This window comes from Aliivibrio fischeri, assembly GCA_038993745.2.
GTDB lineage: Bacteria > Pseudomonadota > Gammaproteobacteria > Enterobacterales > Vibrionaceae > Aliivibrio > Aliivibrio fischeri_B.
Genome location: CP160630.1, coordinates 465,036 through 480,647 on the forward strand (window position 1 = coordinate 465,036; position 15,612 = coordinate 480,647).

15 protein-coding genes, 1 tRNA gene and 1 pseudogene are annotated in these 15,612 nt (G+C 36.8%); 9 read left to right on the forward strand and 8 right to left on the reverse strand.

Annotated features, from left to right (window positions below):
• Positions 1 to 150 precede the first annotated feature (150 nt).
• Positions 151 to 813: a TrkA family potassium uptake protein gene (locus AAFX60_016125; protein XDF79923.1), complete on the forward strand. Its 663-nt coding sequence runs from the start codon at positions 151 to 153 to the stop codon at positions 811 to 813.
• Positions 810 to 2,173: pseudogene (locus tag AAFX60_016130) on the forward strand (TrkH family potassium uptake protein). The gene AAFX60_016125 and the pseudogene AAFX60_016130 overlap by 4 nt, the downstream one beginning before the upstream one ends.
• A gap of 233 nt (positions 2,174 to 2,406) precedes the next feature.
• On the opposite strand, the gene AAFX60_016135 reads toward AAFX60_016130, so the two are convergent.
• The 3 genes from AAFX60_016135 to AAFX60_016145 are packed head-to-tail and all read right to left on the reverse strand — an operon-like array spanning position 2,407 to position 4,620.
• Positions 2,407 to 3,480 (reverse strand): mechanosensitive ion channel family protein, encoded by a 1,074-nt coding sequence (locus tag AAFX60_016135; protein XDF79924.1) that lies wholly within the window; start codon positions 3,478 to 3,480, stop codon positions 2,407 to 2,409.
• An 18-nt stretch (positions 3,481 to 3,498) separates the two neighbouring features.
• The gene (locus tag AAFX60_016140) at positions 3,499 to 4,149 is read right to left on the reverse strand and encodes a cytochrome b/b6 domain-containing protein (protein ID XDF79925.1); all 651 of its coding nucleotides are present in this window, start codon (positions 4,147 to 4,149) and stop codon (positions 3,499 to 3,501) included.
• Between the two features lie 15 nt (positions 4,150 to 4,164).
• Positions 4,165 to 4,620: a cytochrome c gene (locus AAFX60_016145; GenBank protein ID XDF79926.1), complete on the reverse strand. Its 456-nt coding sequence runs from the start codon at positions 4,618 to 4,620 to the stop codon at positions 4,165 to 4,167.
• Positions 4,621 to 4,815: 195 nt separating this feature from the next.
• Here AAFX60_016145 and AAFX60_016150 point away from each other — a divergent pair, with 195 nt between their 5' ends.
• Both AAFX60_016150 and AAFX60_016155 read left to right on the forward strand, forming a co-directional pair.
• The gene (locus AAFX60_016150) at positions 4,816 to 5,343 is read left to right on the forward strand and encodes an NUDIX hydrolase (protein ID XDF79927.1); all 528 of its coding nucleotides are present in this window, start codon (positions 4,816 to 4,818) and stop codon (positions 5,341 to 5,343) included.
• Positions 5,333 to 5,554, forward strand: coding sequence for a DUF3820 family protein (locus tag AAFX60_016155; protein ID XDF79928.1), 222 nt, complete (start codon positions 5,333 to 5,335; stop codon positions 5,552 to 5,554). The genes AAFX60_016150 and AAFX60_016155 overlap by 11 nt, the downstream gene beginning before the upstream one ends.
• A gap of 118 nt (positions 5,555 to 5,672) precedes the next feature.
• On the opposite strand, the gene AAFX60_016160 is transcribed toward AAFX60_016155, so the two are convergent.
• A complete protein-coding gene (locus AAFX60_016160; protein XDF79929.1) occupies positions 5,673 to 5,951 on the reverse strand; it encodes a hypothetical protein in 279 nt (92 codons plus the stop codon).
• A 251-nt stretch (positions 5,952 to 6,202) separates the two neighbouring features.
• On the opposite strand from AAFX60_016160, the gene AAFX60_016165 reads away from it, so the two are divergent.
• Positions 6,203 to 7,111: an aldo/keto reductase family oxidoreductase gene (locus AAFX60_016165; GenBank protein ID XDF79930.1), complete on the forward strand. Its 909-nt coding sequence runs from the start codon at positions 6,203 to 6,205 to the stop codon at positions 7,109 to 7,111.
• 83 nt (positions 7,112 to 7,194) lie between these two features.
• On the opposite strand, the gene pyrC is transcribed toward AAFX60_016165, so the two are convergent.
• Positions 7,195 to 8,223, reverse strand: coding sequence for a dihydroorotase (pyrC, locus tag AAFX60_016170; protein XDF79931.1), 1,029 nt, complete (start codon positions 8,221 to 8,223; stop codon positions 7,195 to 7,197).
• A 283-nt stretch (positions 8,224 to 8,506) separates the two neighbouring features.
• On the opposite strand from pyrC, the gene AAFX60_016175 reads away from it, so the two are divergent.
• The 4 genes from AAFX60_016175 (at position 8,507) to AAFX60_016190 (ending at position 12,849) form a co-directional block, all read left to right on the forward strand.
• Positions 8,507 to 8,704, forward strand: coding sequence for a ribosome alternative rescue factor ArfA (locus AAFX60_016175; GenBank protein ID XDF79932.1), 198 nt, complete (start codon positions 8,507 to 8,509; stop codon positions 8,702 to 8,704).
• A gap of 151 nt (positions 8,705 to 8,855) precedes the next feature.
• Positions 8,856 to 8,930: transfer RNA gene (locus AAFX60_016180), tRNA-Gly, on the forward strand.
• Between the two features lie 163 nt (positions 8,931 to 9,093).
• Positions 9,094 to 11,424: an AAA family ATPase gene (locus AAFX60_016185; protein ID XDF79933.1), complete on the forward strand. Its 2,331-nt coding sequence runs from the start codon at positions 9,094 to 9,096 to the stop codon at positions 11,422 to 11,424.
• A gap of 195 nt (positions 11,425 to 11,619) precedes the next feature.
• Entirely contained in the window at positions 11,620 to 12,849 is a 1,230-nt protein-coding gene (locus AAFX60_016190; GenBank protein XDF79934.1) for a hypothetical protein, read from the forward strand.
• Between the two features lie 74 nt (positions 12,850 to 12,923).
• Here AAFX60_016190 and AAFX60_016195 read toward each other — a convergent pair whose 3' ends face one another.
• From AAFX60_016195 to AAFX60_016205, 3 genes are all read right to left on the reverse strand, one after another.
• Positions 12,924 to 13,265, reverse strand: a complete 342-nt coding sequence (locus tag AAFX60_016195; protein XDF79935.1) for a DOPA 4,5-dioxygenase family protein — start codon at positions 13,263 to 13,265, stop codon at positions 12,924 to 12,926.
• An 82-nt stretch (positions 13,266 to 13,347) separates the two neighbouring features.
• The gene (gene tdh / locus AAFX60_016200) at positions 13,348 to 14,379 is read right to left on the reverse strand and encodes an L-threonine 3-dehydrogenase (protein XDF79936.1); all 1,032 of its coding nucleotides are present in this window, start codon (positions 14,377 to 14,379) and stop codon (positions 13,348 to 13,350) included.
• Positions 14,379 to 15,575: a glycine C-acetyltransferase gene (locus AAFX60_016205; GenBank protein ID XDF79937.1), complete on the reverse strand. Its 1,197-nt coding sequence runs from the start codon at positions 15,573 to 15,575 to the stop codon at positions 14,379 to 14,381. Before AAFX60_016205 ends, tdh begins: the two co-directional genes overlap by 1 nt.
• Positions 15,576 to 15,612: the final 37 nt, after the last annotated feature.

Sequence of the window (15,612 nt, forward strand, 5' to 3'; positions counted from 1 at the left end):
CGCATTCTTTTCGGCTATCTTAGTTTTAATACTTGGAATGGTTTTCTTATAACCGATCCTTAATTAGATTGAACTTATGGCGTTCGAGGAGGATGATGCTCTTGAAGGGTAATTCCCCTTAGTGTCATTAATAGTAAAGTGAGTAAATTGATGAAAGCAGAAAATAAACAATATGCAGTAATTGGATTAGGTCGCTTTGGACTTACGGTGTGCGAAGAGTTGCATCAGTATGGCTCTCAGGTTTTAGCAATTGATATAAATGAAGAGCGTGTTAAGAAGGCAATGGACTTTGTCTCTACCGCTATTGTTGCTAACTGTGCAAGTGAAGAAACAGTTGCAGAGCTTAAACTTGATGACTATGACATGGTTATGGTTGCAATTGGTTCAGATATTAATGCCAGTATATTAACCACCTTAGTATTGAAAGAAGCTGGTGTTAAGACTGTTTGGGTTAAGGCTAATGATAAGTTTCATGCCAAAATCTTAACAAAAATAGGGGCAGACCATATTATTATGCCAGAGCGAGATATGGGGATTCGGGTTGCACGTAAAATGCTAGACAGACGTGTGTTTGAATTCCATGAACTCGGTAGTGGACTGGCTATGACTGAGATTGTTATCGGTGGTCAAAATATGGGTAAATCATTAGGGCAATTGGATTTTTGTCAAATGTCCGATGTAAAGGTACTTGCGATAAAACGCGGACCAGAAATTGAAACAGCACCAGATTGGAGTAAAGAATTAGAGATTGGCGATATTTTGATTATCGTTGGACCTGAAGTTCAATTAGCTAAAAAAATTAGAACGTTATGAGTTATTTACCTAAAAGAGGGTTATATCCTCTTCAGCATAATAATGAAGAGAAAGGGTGGTCTGAACCAAAGATTATCCTTTCTTCATTTTTGGCTATTCTATTACCATCTGCATTGCTTTTAACTTTGCCTGTATTTTCCGTTACAGGCTTAAGCTTTATGGATGCGTTGTTTACAGCAACATCCGCCATCAGTGTAACGGGCTTAGGTGTGGTAGATACGGGAACCCATTTCACCACTAGTGGCAAAATTGTCTTAATGTTTTTAATGCAGATAGGTGGATTAGGTCAAATGACTTTATCTGCTGTTCTACTGTATATATTCGGTTTAAGGTTGAGTTTACGTCAACAAGCCTTAGCAAAAGAGGCATTAGGACAAGAAAAGAAAGTTAATTTAAGAAAGTTGATTAAAGGCATTATTTGTTTTGCTTTAATTGCAGAATTGATTGGAATGATAGTGCTTTCCTTTCGTTGGGTACCAGAGTTTGGTATTGCGGAAGGCTTGTTCTACGCTGCGTTTCATTCTGTGTCAGCATTTAACAATGCTGGATTTTCACTTTTCTCTGATAGTTTGATGGGTTATGTTGGAGATCCCCTTGTCATTTTCACGCTCTCATTATTATTTATTGGTGGTGGTTTAGGTTTCACTGTCATTGTTGATCTGGTTAAAAATGGCTCAAAAGGATTTAAACGTCTACAGCTACACACTAAGATAATGTTAATTGCAACGCCAACATTGTTATTAGTCGGGACGTTGTTCTTTTATATTTTAGAATATCAAAATCCTAATACACTGGGTGCATTATCCAGTGGCGATAAATGGTTAGCTGCATTTTTTCAATCGGCAAGTGCTCGAACTGCGGGTTTCAACAGTGTTGATTTAACACAGTTCACTCAACCAGCCTTGTTAATTATGATCATATTAATGTTGATTGGTGCAGGTTCAACATCGACTGGTGGTGGTCTAAAAGTGTCAACAATTACTGTTGCCGCAGTCGCTACATGGACATTTTTACGTCAAAAGAAAAATGTGGTGATGTTTAAGAGAACCATTGGTTGGCCAATAGTAACTAAATCGTTAGCCATTATCGTTGTTAGTGGTTCACTATTATCAATAGCTATGTTTTCCCTAATGCTCACTGAAAAAGCAGGGTTTGATAAAGTCATGTTTGAAGTTATTTCTGCTTTTGCTACTGTGGGATTAACAGCGGTTTAACTGCAGAGTTATCTGAGCCTGGTAAGTTCATTATGGTCATTGTTATGATTATAGGTCGTATCGGTCCCTTAACTTTAGCTTACATGCTTGCAAGACCTGAAGTGTCGAGGGTGAAATATCCTGAAGAGAATGTATTGACGGGGTAATAATACCAATCCACATAAATATTTGATCATTCTTGCTTGTTAAAATCGATTATATCTGCGTTATAAATTTTGCAATTAGAGCCACTAGTTACTGCAATTTATGCCTTGCTTTAATCGATTTTTCCTACGCAATTATCTCATCAACTACTTATCCGGATTGGTATAGTTCAATCCATAAAAGAAAAGGCATACAAAATAGTGTATGCCTTTTTTATGTTTTTCAGATCGTATTTTTATTCAGAAGGGATCTGTTCAACTTTTAGAGTTTGTGTAGGGAAGGCTATTTCAGCATTATTTTGAGCAATAATATCCCCAATTTTTATCAGTACGTCTTGTTTTACTTTATGGTATTCAATCCAATTGACCGTTTTAGTAAAGGTATAAACTAATAAGTCCAAAGACGAAGGACCAAAACCGTTAAAATTCACAATGAGTGTCTGGTTACTATCGATATCATTATGCTCTTGTAACATCGTTTTTATTTCATCAACAATGCGCTCAATGCTATGAATATCATCATATCTAATGCCAATATCCTCTTTAATTCGACGATTAAGCATGCGTGATGGGTTTTCTACGACAATATTGCTAAATACTGAGTTAGGGACATAAAGAGGGCGCTTATCAAAGGTTCTTATTACCGTCATACGCCAACCAATTCTTTCAACCGTTCCTTCTAAAGAACGATCAGGAGAGCGAATCCAATCACCAACTTTGAATGGGCGGTCAAAATAAATCATCATCCCACCGAAGAAATTCGAGAGAAGATCTTTAGCAGCTAGACCGACGACTAACCCACCAACACCACCAAAAGTGAGTAGGCCTGATAAACTCAGTCCAACCCCTTGCATTAAAGAGAGAACGCCCAAGGTGATAAAAATAAGGCGTACTACTTTGCCAAGAGCTAAAACAGTGGTTTCGTCATGTTTAGGGTTCGTTAAAAACTGTTTTTCAATTAAGCTTGTTAACCTTAATGCAGACCAAATAAAACCCCATATTAAAATAAATACTTGTAACTCAGGAAGCCATGTCGAACTGAAATGAGTCTGAGTTGACAGTAAAATCTTAAGTGAAGCAGTTGCAGGCCAAAGCCAAATAACAAGAGTTACAGGAGCGGAGATAGCGGTAATGACAGCATCGTCCCAAGGTAGTTGAGTTTTTGCTGCAATATGATGAAGGCGTTTAATGATTACTCGCCAAGATAGCCAAAGAAATGCACTAAATAGAGTGATCACGATAATATTTTGTGCCCAATCGTGATCTTTAAACTCTAAAAGCGTATTCCACCAATCAAGGAAACGTGTCATTGAAAGTTCTCTTTTATTCTAAAAGAGGTAGCTTATCACTTCATCAGCCCAAATAAAGTAGATAAACACAGATATGACAGCAAAAATGCTCCAAGCTTTAAACGGATGTTTCATTTTTGGTTCTGTTTCATCTAAATCTACTTTCCCTGTAAACATAGGAAGTATTAAATTAACGCCTTTTAATCGATATAAGATAACTGCAATTACATGAACAGCAGTAAAACCTAATATTAAATCAAAATTTAGGTGATGGATCCTAGTAAGAAAGCCACTTGTATCATAACTAACAAGATAAGCTAATGGACCTTCAGAAAGAATATCATCATTGCTAAATAACCCTGTCACTAATTGCACTAATAATAGAAGCAATAATGCCAATACCATGTAACCACCTGCAGGATTATGGCCTTTTGAGTAGTGCAAACCATTGGTATGTGAGGTTTTCAGATAGGTAATAACAGTTTGTGGAGAGCCTAGAAAGTGAGAAAATCGAGCTGTATCACTTCCAATAAAGCCCCAAAGGATTCTTGTTAAGAGTAGGGCCATTAAAAGATAAGCTAGAGTGAAATGTAACTCCATTAGCCCTTCTTCAGCGGTATACCATAAAGAGCCAAGTATAACGACTTGGCTCCAGTGGTAAATTCGGACAAAACCATCCCAAATTTTCACGTGTTAGTCTCCAGATTAACGTGCTTTGTAATCAGAGTGGCAAGCTTTACAGTTTTTCACTGTTTTCCCAAAAGCTTTACGAATCGCCGCTTTATCACCTTTATCTGAAATTTCTGCAAGTGCAGCTGCGTCTTCTTGGAATTGAGCTAAACGAGCTTCAAAATCAGGGAAATTAACCCATACTTTTGGAAGTGCATTTGTTTTTCCCTTATCTGAGCCTTCTACGTAAAAAGCATCAAGAGTCATTAGCGAAAGTTGTGAGAGTTGATTTGCTCTTTTAGCAAAAATAACATCACTCCAATCTGTCTTTCCTTTGACCATATCACCCATTTCACTTACGTTACCAGCGATCATTGTGAATGCAGCTTGACGGTATGCAATGGCTTTATCTGCTTCATTAAAAGTATGCGCAAAAACGGAAGTAGATGCTAAAAGTGATGATGCAATAACCAGTGATTGAAATTTTTTCATATTGAGCTGTCCTTGAATTGTAATTATTTTTCGCATTTATTATATAAAATGATGCATAAAAGAAGTAGATGAATATCACGACATTTACATAATCTTTACATTATCTCATTAAGTAGAAATTAATTGTTAGCTGCATCTGGAAACAAATTGCGTATAATGACATTGTATTTTTCAAATTAGGTTTATCAGTTTTTTATGCGAATTTTAAATATTACAACGCATCCAGATTTAGAGCGTTTAGATAACCATAAAATTCTTCATCGTAATGCAACTCGCGGAATTATTTTAAAAGGCGAAGAGATCCTTCTTTTATACACTGAGCGTTATCAAGATTATTCATTACCTGGTGGTGGATTAGATGACGGCGAAGATGTTATTGCTGGTTTAGTTAGAGAGATCGAAGAAGAGACAGGTGCAAAAAACATCTCAAATATCGAACCATTTGGTATGTATGAAGAATTTCGCCCTTGGTATAAACATGAGTGCAATGTGTTGCATATGATTTCTTATTGTTACACTTGCGAATGTGATAGAGAGTTAGGTGAAACTAACTACGAAAGTTACGAAATCAGAAATGGTATGAAGCCTGTATGGATTAATATTCATGAGGCGATCGCTCATAACGAAGACATTATTTCAAATAGTGATAAAAAAGGAATGAGCATTGAGCGAGAAACGTTTCTTTTGCATTTGATTGCTAAAGAGTGTTTGAATGTTGAATAAAGAACAAATCATTAAACTTACTCAAGTGACCATGCCATTTGGAAAGTATTCAGGAAGAGTGTTAATCGATTTACCTGAAGAATATTTATTATGGTTTGAGCGTAAAGATGGCTTTCCAAAAGGAGAGTTGGGTGAGTTAATGGCTTTAAGTCTCGCGATGAAAATCGAAGGGCTTGATGAAGTTATTCGACCATTAAAATATCGTCGTTAACTTTAGATGGTTCAATTAACATAATGATGTTTGTTAATTGAACCTCTAGATTTCAATCATAGTCTCAATGGTTATTTGAATTGAGATTCCCCTTTTTTTGCTCGTTGAAAATCTTCCGTTAATTCTTCTTGGGGGCATCATTCAATAAGTAGCTTAGTGCAGAACAAAAGCTATTTGTTTCATCATAGACCTCACGAGAGCGATCAATATGACGTTCAGCGGTTCTACGTACTTGTGGATCATTCTGAGGGTTGCTGTATTGGACTTGTTGGTCAAACACGGCTTTAACATATTTTTGCTTACAGATATCTTCATTCTCAGGTGTCGCAACGATATCCGCAAAAGCGTAAGAAGAAGTTAGCCCCATTAATAAGGCGTAAAAAAAGTGTTTTTTCATTATGTTATTGACCTTATTCTTAATTACGAGTGGATTTTACGGATAGCGTACATTGAGTGCAATCTTTATCATTAATAAATTGATTTTGGTTTAAAAAAGTCGTTCAGACATTTTGCCAATCGGTATAAATTTAATTTATTGATGAACTTATTAACTCACTATGTTGATAATTCGACTTCTATCACTGCAAATTTTCTATTGCTACATACTATATACAGCGTTAATAAATTTAGTATACGGTAGAGAATAATATGATTAATAAAACGACAATCGCACCACAAGGACCGCAATTTTCAGAACTTGTTCAAGGGTATTGGCGTCTTGGGGATTGGGGAATGACTCCGCAAGAAAGATTGCGTTTTTTAAAACAGCATATTGAACTTGGGATCACGACTGTTGACCATGCTGACATTTATGGTGGATACCAATGTGAGACTTTATTTGGTGAAGCATTAGCGTTAGAGCCATCATTGCGCGATAGCATGGAGATCGTGACTAAATGCGATATTAATTTATGTACGCCAGATTTCCCGAATCGAAAGATTAATCATTATGATACATCAAAAGCACACATTCTTAATTCGGTAAATAACTCTTTAACACGTTTAAATATTACCGAAATTGATGTGCTATTAATTCATCGATTGGATGTATTAATGAACGCTGATGAAGTAGCTGATACGTTTAATCAGTTACAAAAAGAAGGGAAGGTTAAACACTTTGGTGTTTCAAACTTTACACCAAGTCATTTTGATCTGCTTCAATCCCGATTAGATAAACCATTAGTGACTAACCAAGTAGAGATTAATCCACTTAATTTTGAAGTAGCGCATGATGGCACACTAGATCAACTTCAAATGAATCGAATTAAACCAATGGCTTGGTCATGCTTAGCGGGTGGTGAGATTTTCTTTGGACAATCAGAGCAAGCAATACGTGTACGTAATGTGCTTGAAGAGTTAAAAGAAGAGGTTGGAGCACAAAGTATTGATCAAGTTATTTATGCTTGGGTTCGAAAATTACCATCAAGTCCACTACCAATTATTGGCTCTGGTAACATTGAGCGTGTGAAAGCGGCTGTTGATGCAATGAATATAGAACTTACTCGTGAACAATGGTATCGAGTGTGGGTTGAATCAAAAGGTCACGGTGTGCCGTAGAGCTCTTCTGTGATTAAGTAAGAAACAAAAATGGGATGCAATTTGGCATCCCATTTTTATTGTTAGCTTATTTTATCTATGACTTACTTTACTAGCCACTCAACAGCTTCACCAGCACGAATTGGTACAACAAAGTCATTTCCAAATGCCATTGTCTCTGGTGCAATCCACGCTTCTTTTACAAGCGTTATTGTGTCAGTGTTGCGAGGTAGGTTATAAAAATCTGGACCATTAAAGCTTGCGAATGCTTCTAGGTTTTCTAACTTACCTTCGTTTTCAAATACTTCTGCATAAAGCTCGATTGAAGCGTGGGCAGTATATGAACCAGCACAACCACAAGCCGCTTCTTTTTTGTCTTTTGCATGAGGTGCTGAATCAGTACCTAAGAAAAATTTAGGATTACCGCTTGTTGCAGCTTCCACTAGAGCTTGTTGGTGTGTATTGCGTTTTAAAATTGGTAAACAGTAGAAGTGAGGTTTAATACCACCAACTAACATGTGGTTACGGTTAAACAATAAGTGATGCGCTGTAATGGTTGCAGCAACGTTTGGACCTGCGTTTTTAACAAAATCTGCAGCATCTTTAGTTGTGATGTGCTCAAGTACAATTTTTAGCTCAGGAAAATCATTAACGATAGGCGCTAAAACTGTATCAAGGAAAGTCTTTTCACGATCGAAGATATCAACATCATGAGTTGTTACTTCCCCATGAATAAGTAAAAGCATGCCTTCTTCTTGCATCGTTTTTAGAATAGGGTAAACGTTTTTAACGTCGCTTACACCAGAGTCTGAGTTTGTTGTAGCACCCGCTGGATACAGTTTTGCTGCTACGATATGTCCAGTCGCTTTCGCTTTTCGGATCTCTTCTGATGTTGTCTTTTCTGTTAGATAAAGAGACATAAGAGGAGCAAAAGAATCAGATTTGTTTTCAGCCTGAATGCGTTCACGGTAACTTAATGCTTGTTCGGTAGTTGTTACAGGTGGTACAAGGTTTGGCATGATTAAAGCTCTGCCGTTGTAACGACCAGAGTCACGAACTGTGTCAGTTAACACATCACCATCACGTAAGTGTAAATGCCAATCATCAGGACGAGTAATTGTTAAAGTTGTCATTTGCTGCTCCACCAGTAAAAGAATAATTAAGGAGCCTAAATAATGAAGTTAATCGTTTGCTTAGGCGGTAGGATTCTAAAGCAAAATAAAAGAGAACGATAGAAAAAGTTATAATTTACAACAAAGAAGACACAATAATACGTAAGAAAAAATGAATAGATTACTTTTCGTTTTAAAAATATGTACTGGCTAAATAGAAATGTCTGCTAAGGAATATTATTGACGAAAGCTCTTAAAATAAACACAATCGCTGTGTTTTTATACAAAATAGAAAGAATCTTTTATGAAAAATAAAGCTAAATTAAGGCTAACTGCCACAGATGAACTGGAGCATGGTAGAGGCCAAATTAAAGATAATGCATTAAAAGCTGTCGTAACTAGCCAATTATTTAGAACTCGAATAGTAAAAGCGAAAAAAGGAAAGGGCAGCTATTCACGAAAAGGGAGAGGAGGTAAAGAGCTCTATTCAAAAGCAGCATAAAAATGTTGAGTTTGAATAGGGCTTTTTTTGTGATCAATATTGTGTTTTTTTAGTCGATGAGGTTAAAGAACCATCAATCAATGAGTTAAGTGTAAAAAAGTGCTTTACCTCTGCGCTCAGTATGGCATTATCTATCTCGTTCCAACGATGTGCGTACATCGTATAATGGCTATTACCTCAGCCTTCCAAGCTGATGATGCGGGTTCGATTCCCGCTGTACGCTCCAAATTCTATAAAAAAAGCTCTCGTATTAACGAGAGCTTTTTTATGCCTGTAATTTATACAAATATTAAAATTGTTTCTTTTTCAAATATTTAAGAGTCGATCACTAAATCTAGTTCATTTTCTATCTATACTGATGAAAATCACTGAAATTAAGAGGTCGCCTTATGTCTACTTCACCTCTCTCTTACAAACTAGCATACCGTCCAGCAGCTCTGGATGACGAGCTGTGTAAATCCACTAAAAACATAACTCCAATTGATGAAATTGTCGGACAAGATAGAGCGCAACAAGCGGTTGAGTTTGCGATGTCAATTCCTGACCGTGGTTATAATATCTATGCTGTCGGCCAAAATGGTTTAGGTAAAAGAACCATGGTGTTGCGTTATTTGAAGCGCCACAAACCTGTTGGAAATGGTATGTATGATTGGTGCTATGTTACTAATTTTGATGATACTCGTCGGCCTAAAGTACTTAAATTACCTATGGGTACAGGGACTGAATTTAAAAAAGAAATTGAAAAAATCACGTTAAAGTTAGTGAAGGCCATTCCATTGGCTTTTGATAATGAGCTGTATTACACCCGAACTGGTACATTGAAAAATCAGTTAACGGATCAACAAGAGTCTTTACTTGCCACTTTAACTAAAGAAGCAAAAGGGAAAGGGATCAGCCTTGCAGTAACAACACAAGGTGAGTATCAATTTATTGCTTTAAATGGTGAAGAACTACATACAGAAGAAACGTTTGAAGCCTTAGATCGACAAGAGCAACGAAGTCTCGAATCATCCATTGATGAGCTTGAAATTAAACTTCGTAGTTTGGTTCGTCAATTAACAGAGTGGGAAGATAAATATTCAGCGAAGATTGAAAAGCTGAATGAAGATGTTATTTCTCAGGTGTTAACGGTTAATTTTGAAACGATCAAAACTAAATATAAAGACTCAAAAGTCATTATCCAGCATTTAAAGGATATGGAAAAAGACATCATTGAGAATTTTGATATCTTTATTCAAGAAGGTAACGAAGAGACCGAGCTGGCTTATGCATCATTAGAGAAAAAGCTACCACGTCGATACCAAATTAACTTATTAGTGAATCAAGATAATGAGCAATTTCCATTAATCGTTGAAGAAAGCCCTAGTTATCACAACTTATTTGGTTATATTGAAAATGCGACCTATAAAGGAACGGTTTTCACTGATTTTTCATTGATTCGTCCAGGCAGTTTGCACAAAGCAAATGGTGGAGTGTTATTAATGGATGCGGTAAAAGTGCTAGAGCGGCCTTATGTTTGGGATGGACTTAAACGAGCATTGAGAGCACAAAATTTAAATTTAAGCTCGCTAGAAAAAGAAGTGACATTATCTGGAACTGTTTCGTTGGAGCCTGAGCCTATTCCACTTAATGTGAAAATTATTCTATTTGGTGACCATCAAACGTACCAGTTGCTACAACATTACGATTCAGAGTTTAGTGAATTGTTTAAAGTCACGGCCGATTTTGAAGACGACATGCCAAGAACGGCGGCATCGGAATTCCATTATGCTCAATTTATTTCGAGTATTGTGCAAGATGGCAAGTTATTGCAATGTGACAAGAGAGCGATTGAACGAATTATTGAATACAGTTCACGTCAATCGGGTGATCAAAATAGACTGTCCTTGCATTCAGAAGACATCTCGAATTTATTGAAAGAGACTAACTACATAGCAAGAGCGGCAAACTCAAATATGATCCGCTTAAAACATGTAGAACAAGCGCTTTCCAATAAAGAACATCGTGTAAATCGTGTTCAAGATGGTGTTATGCAAAGCTTCAAAAATGGCACGACATTAATGCAAACCGGAGGTGCTGTCATAGGGCAGATTAATGCGTTGTCTGTATTAAGCACATCTAACCATCAGTTTGGTATGCCAAACCGCATCACAGCAATAACTTCATTCGGTAAAGGTGAAGTGTTTGATATTGAAAGAAAAGTTGAACTCGGAGGGAGTATTCACTCTAAAGGAGTATTCATATTAAGCGCTTACTTAGCTTCATTGTTTGGTAAAAATAAAGCAATACCATTAAAAACCTATATTACGTTTGAGCAATCCTACGGTGGTGTTGATGGTGATAGTGCATCGATGGCTGAGTTTTGTTCTATTATTTCTGCTTATTCAGATATTGCTGCTCGACAAGACTTAGCAATTACCGGTTCTATGAATCAATTTGGTGAGGCACAGCCAATAGGCGGAGTAAATGAAAAGATTGAGGGATTTTATGAAGTTTGCAAAATTAAAGGGCTTAATAAAAACCAAGGGGTAATCATTCCTGAATCAAATGTTCAAAATTTAATGCTGAGCGCTGAAATTGTTCAAGCAATTGAGAAAGGAGAATTTTCAATTTGGCCAGTGAAACACGTAAGTGAAGCTGTTGTATTATTTACTGGAATGCAACTTGAAAATAATGAACAAACAGGCATTTATGATTTAATTAAACAAAAATTAGCCTAGTAGTTGTTAAAGATATTATAAAAATGTACAGGTGTGTTCTGTACATTTTTTTTATATGTTATTTGTAAATTGAAATTATAGTTCAGACGGTGATATAATGAACGGTATGGATAACAATATAGTTAATGGCTTTTCTAACACAATAGCCATTGGTTAATCATGCATCTTGTTTTCAATTAATGTAATGAGGATTTTATGTATCACCCTCTCTCTCCTAATCTTGATTTAGGCTCTTTTCTGTTGGTTCGAGGAAAAAAGACATATATAGAAGAGAACTTATTGCTGCGAGTTAAGCCAATCGATATTGATGGAACGGAATATTGGGTTCCTATCGGTATTAACTGGAATAGTGGTCAATCGACTAAACGCAGAAGAATGGAGTTTGCACAGGTACGATTTGCTCGTAAGGGACAGCCTTATTACAGTAAAGCTTATTATGCTGATTTCGATAACGAAGATGACGACTTAGAAGCTCGTTCTGAGGCTATTATTGAAGCTGCATGGTCTATCGCTGAACTTGTAGAACAAAATGAATATGAAACGGCAGATGATGCACGAAAAACAAAGACGTTTACTGCTAAGTCTGTTTATGAAGGATTACATCCAAATATTCAATTAAAAGTGTCTATGGTAAATGGAACGCCTTACATTAATAGCCATTTTGAGCGTCATGAAAGTAAACGTTGTTATCGTTCACATAACTTCTCGCGTAGCTTATACAGTTTAAATTTTGATGATTTGGCATTGTTCTTGTCTGATTTGAATGCGATAGGAAAAGAAATTGATGCTTTCCTACAAACTAAAGATGCGGATATAAAGAAATTTAAACCAAGTAAGAAGTTGGTGACCGTTCCATTATCAAAATTTGCAATGCGTAATATTGCGGATCAACTCGTTCAGAAATCAATGGACGGGTGTAGAAAAGAATTTGATAAAACGTGGTTTGAATTTAAAAGAAAACCAAAACAAATTCAAATGATTGAAGCAGAAGATAAATCATCTTTTACTGTAAAGAAAGAACATACAAAAATCGGTACTGTAATTAAGTTAGATAAGTTTAAGGCTTGTACTCATCCTACACATGTTTTAAGAAAAGTTGCCTTAATGAAAGCGAATTATAATTGGGCTAATTTTAAAACCGAAAGAAAAGAAGAATCAGCAAAAGGTAAGTATTTTAAAATTGCTCATCCTTCATCAGGTATCGTGGGTGTGGTGGTTAAGAAGACGGATAATGAGACCATTTTTAAAGGTATTATTGGTCAGACACCAAGAAACAGTTATAAATTTAAAACATTTTCGACTAATTCAATGACTGAAAAACAAGCTTTTATCGCCGCGAAACAGGCATTTATTGAAGTAATTGAAAATGAATCATGGTCTGATTATAAATTAACAAAAGAATTTAATTTATATCAAGCGAGTTAATAAATCTTAATTTAAGATAACCTAAAAAATAGAAGCTCCTTAGTTTTATCTTAAAACGAGAGGAGCTTTATTTTTTACTTTTTTGTGAATATGCTTATATCAAGCTTAAGAGGTGTTCCAAGCCAAACGGCTGATTGAGTGTGGTCAAGATATTCATCATCAGTTAATGGGTGAATAAGAATACTTAATCCATTTTGATGCAGAGTTAAATACGCAAGTACTTCATCATAATTTTCTTGTTTAAATGAAACTTGACGACTCCATACAGGATGCGGTCCTACTGGTTTTTTATTAATGCGTCCTAATTCATAACCATACTCTTTATGTACGCTTTCGGTTAATGCGATGGCATAGTCAATATTACTTTCGTCAAAGTAAACATGGATATGATAACCATGGATATCTAATTGCGGCATGTGAAATAGTTCTCTAAAAATGAAAATAAAAAAGGCCAAACCGAAGTTTAGCCTTATTATAGTTCATTTTAAATGAGAATGATTATTCCCAATCTAGAATAACTTTACCAGACATACCAGAGCGCATCATATCGAAGCCTGCTTGGAAGTCATCAATCTTATAGTGGTGCGTGATAATTGGTGTTAGATCTAAGCCTGATTGAATTAAGCTTGCCATCTTATACCAAGTTTCAAACATCTCGCGTCCGTAAATGCCTTTGATGACTAAGCCTTTAAAGATAACTTGGTTCCAATCAACAGTCATGTCTGATGGTGGAATACCTAGAAGAGATATTTTACCGCCATGGTTCATGTTAGTTAGCATGCTATTAAATGCTGATGGATTACCAGACATTTCCAAACCGACATCAAAGCCTTCTGTCATGCCAAGCTCAGACATCACATCTTCAAGCTTCTCGTTCATTACGTTTACGGCACGAGTTACGCCCATTTTCTTAGCAAGATCTAAGCGGTATTCATTCACATCAGTAATCACGACGTGACGTGCACCAACATGTTTTGCAACAGCCGCCGCCATGATGCCAATAGGACCAGCACCCGTGATTAGAACGTCTTCACCAACTAAATCAAATGATAGAGCAGTGTGAACTGCGTTTCCAAATGGGTCAAAGATTGATGCTAAGTCATCTGAAATGCCAGCAGGGATCTTAAATGCATTGAAAGCAGGAATCACTAGGTATTCAGAAAAAGCACCAGTACGGTTTACACCTACGCCTGTTGTATTACGACAAAGGTGAGTACGGCCGCCACGACAGTTACGACAATGACCACAAGTTATGTGACCTTCACCTGAAACGCGGTCTCCAATTTCAAAACCACGCACTTCTTGACCAATACCAACAACTTCACCTACATACTCGTGACCAACAACCATAGGTACTGGAATTGTTTTTTGTGACCATTCGTCCCAGTTGTAGATATGTACATCGGTACCACAGATGGCAGTTTTCTTAATGCGGATAAGAAGATCGTTATGACCCATCTCAGGTTTTTCAACCTCAGTTAGCCAGATACCTTCTTCAGGTTTTAATTTTGAAAGCGCTTTAATTTTCATTATTTAATGATCTCCATGTCTTTACCTACTTCGATAAAGGCATCAATTGCACGATCTAGCTGTTCACGAGTGTGAGCAGCGGACATTTGTGTACGAATACGAGCTTGGCCTTTTGGTACTACTGGGAAAGAGAATGCAATAACATAAATCCCTTTTTCTAGTGCACGTTCAGCAAACTCAACAGCGATTTTTGCATCTCCAAGCATGATTGGAATAATTGCGTGATCAGCACCGCCCATAGTAAAGCCTGCTGCTTCCATACGTGTACGGAAATGCGCTGAGTTCTCCCATAATTTAGAACGCAGGTCACCTGATTCAGCCAGAAGATCTAAAACACGAATAGATGCAGATACAATGGCCGGAGCAACAGAGTTTGAGAATAGGTAAGGGCGAGAACGCTGACGAAGCCAGTCAATCACTTCTTTTTTACCTGAAGTGTAGCCGCCTGATGCGCCACCCATTGCTTTACCAAGTGTGCCTGTGATGATATCGATACGGTCGATTACATCGTGATACTCATGAGTACCAGCACCGTTTTCACCCATAAAGCCAACTGCGTGAGAGTCATCAACCATCACAAGGGCGTCGTATTTATCTGCTAAGTCACAGATTGCAGGAAGGTTTGCAACAACGCCATCCATTGAGAACACACCATCAGTTACGATAAGCGTATGACGAGCGCCAGCTTCTTTTGCTGCAATTAATTGCTCTTCAAGTTCAGTCATGTTGTTGTTTGCGTAGCGGAAACGCATTGCTTTACATAGACGCACACCATCAATGATTGATGCGTGGTTTAGTGCATCTGAGATAATCGCATCTTCTGCACCTAGAATGGTTTCAAACAAACCAGCATTTGCATCAAAACATGATGTGTAAAGAATAGTGTCTTCTTTACCTAAGAAAGTAGATAGCTTTTGTTCTAATTCTTTATGTGAATCTTGAGTACCACAAATAAAACGAACTGATGCCATACCAAAGCCATGCTCATCCATTCCATCTTTTGCTGCTTCAATAAGAGCAGGGTGGTTAGCTAAACCTAAGTAGTTATTTGCACAGAAATTTAGTACTTCTTGGCCAGTAGAAATAGAAACTGATGCTTTTTGAGCTGAAGTAATAATACGTTCTGATTTATATAAACCTTCGTTTTTTACTTCTTCAATTTGGTTTTGAATCTGTGTGTAGAATGCAGAAGACATTGCGGTTCCTTTTTTTAGTTATGTTTGTTGCACGTAA

Coding starts and splice junctions, on each gene's coding strand:
- AAFX60_016150 (XDF79927.1), top strand. CDS start 4,816: ATGCGAATTTTAAATATTACAACGCATCCAGATTTAGAGCGTTTAGAT.
- AAFX60_016145 (XDF79926.1), bottom strand. CDS start 4,620: ATGAAAAAATTTCAATCACTGGTTATTGCATCATCACTTTTAGCATCT.
- AAFX60_016165 (XDF79930.1), top strand. CDS start 6,203: ATGATTAATAAAACGACAATCGCACCACAAGGACCGCAATTTTCAGAA.
- AAFX60_016135 (XDF79924.1), bottom strand. CDS start 3,480: ATGACACGTTTCCTTGATTGGTGGAATACGCTTTTAGAGTTTAAAGAT.
- AAFX60_016195 (XDF79935.1), bottom strand. CDS start 13,265: ATGCCGCAATTAGATATCCATGGTTATCATATCCATGTTTACTTTGAC.
- pyrC (XDF79931.1), bottom strand. CDS start 8,223: ATGACAACTTTAACAATTACTCGTCCTGATGATTGGCATTTACACTTA.
- AAFX60_016205 (XDF79937.1), bottom strand. CDS start 15,575: ATGTCTTCTGCATTCTACACACAGATTCAAAACCAAATTGAAGAAGTA.
- AAFX60_016125 (XDF79923.1), top strand. CDS start 151: ATGAAAGCAGAAAATAAACAATATGCAGTAATTGGATTAGGTCGCTTT.
- AAFX60_016160 (XDF79929.1), bottom strand. CDS start 5,951: ATGAAAAAACACTTTTTTTACGCCTTATTAATGGGGCTAACTTCTTCT.
- tdh (XDF79936.1), bottom strand. CDS start 14,379: ATGAAAATTAAAGCGCTTTCAAAATTAAAACCTGAAGAAGGTATCTGG.
- AAFX60_016175 (XDF79932.1), top strand. CDS start 8,507: ATGAAAAATAAAGCTAAATTAAGGCTAACTGCCACAGATGAACTGGAG.
- AAFX60_016185 (XDF79933.1), top strand. CDS start 9,094: ATGTCTACTTCACCTCTCTCTTACAAACTAGCATACCGTCCAGCAGCT.
- AAFX60_016155 (XDF79928.1), top strand. CDS start 5,333: ATGTTGAATAAAGAACAAATCATTAAACTTACTCAAGTGACCATGCCA.
- AAFX60_016190 (XDF79934.1), top strand. CDS start 11,620: ATGTATCACCCTCTCTCTCCTAATCTTGATTTAGGCTCTTTTCTGTTG.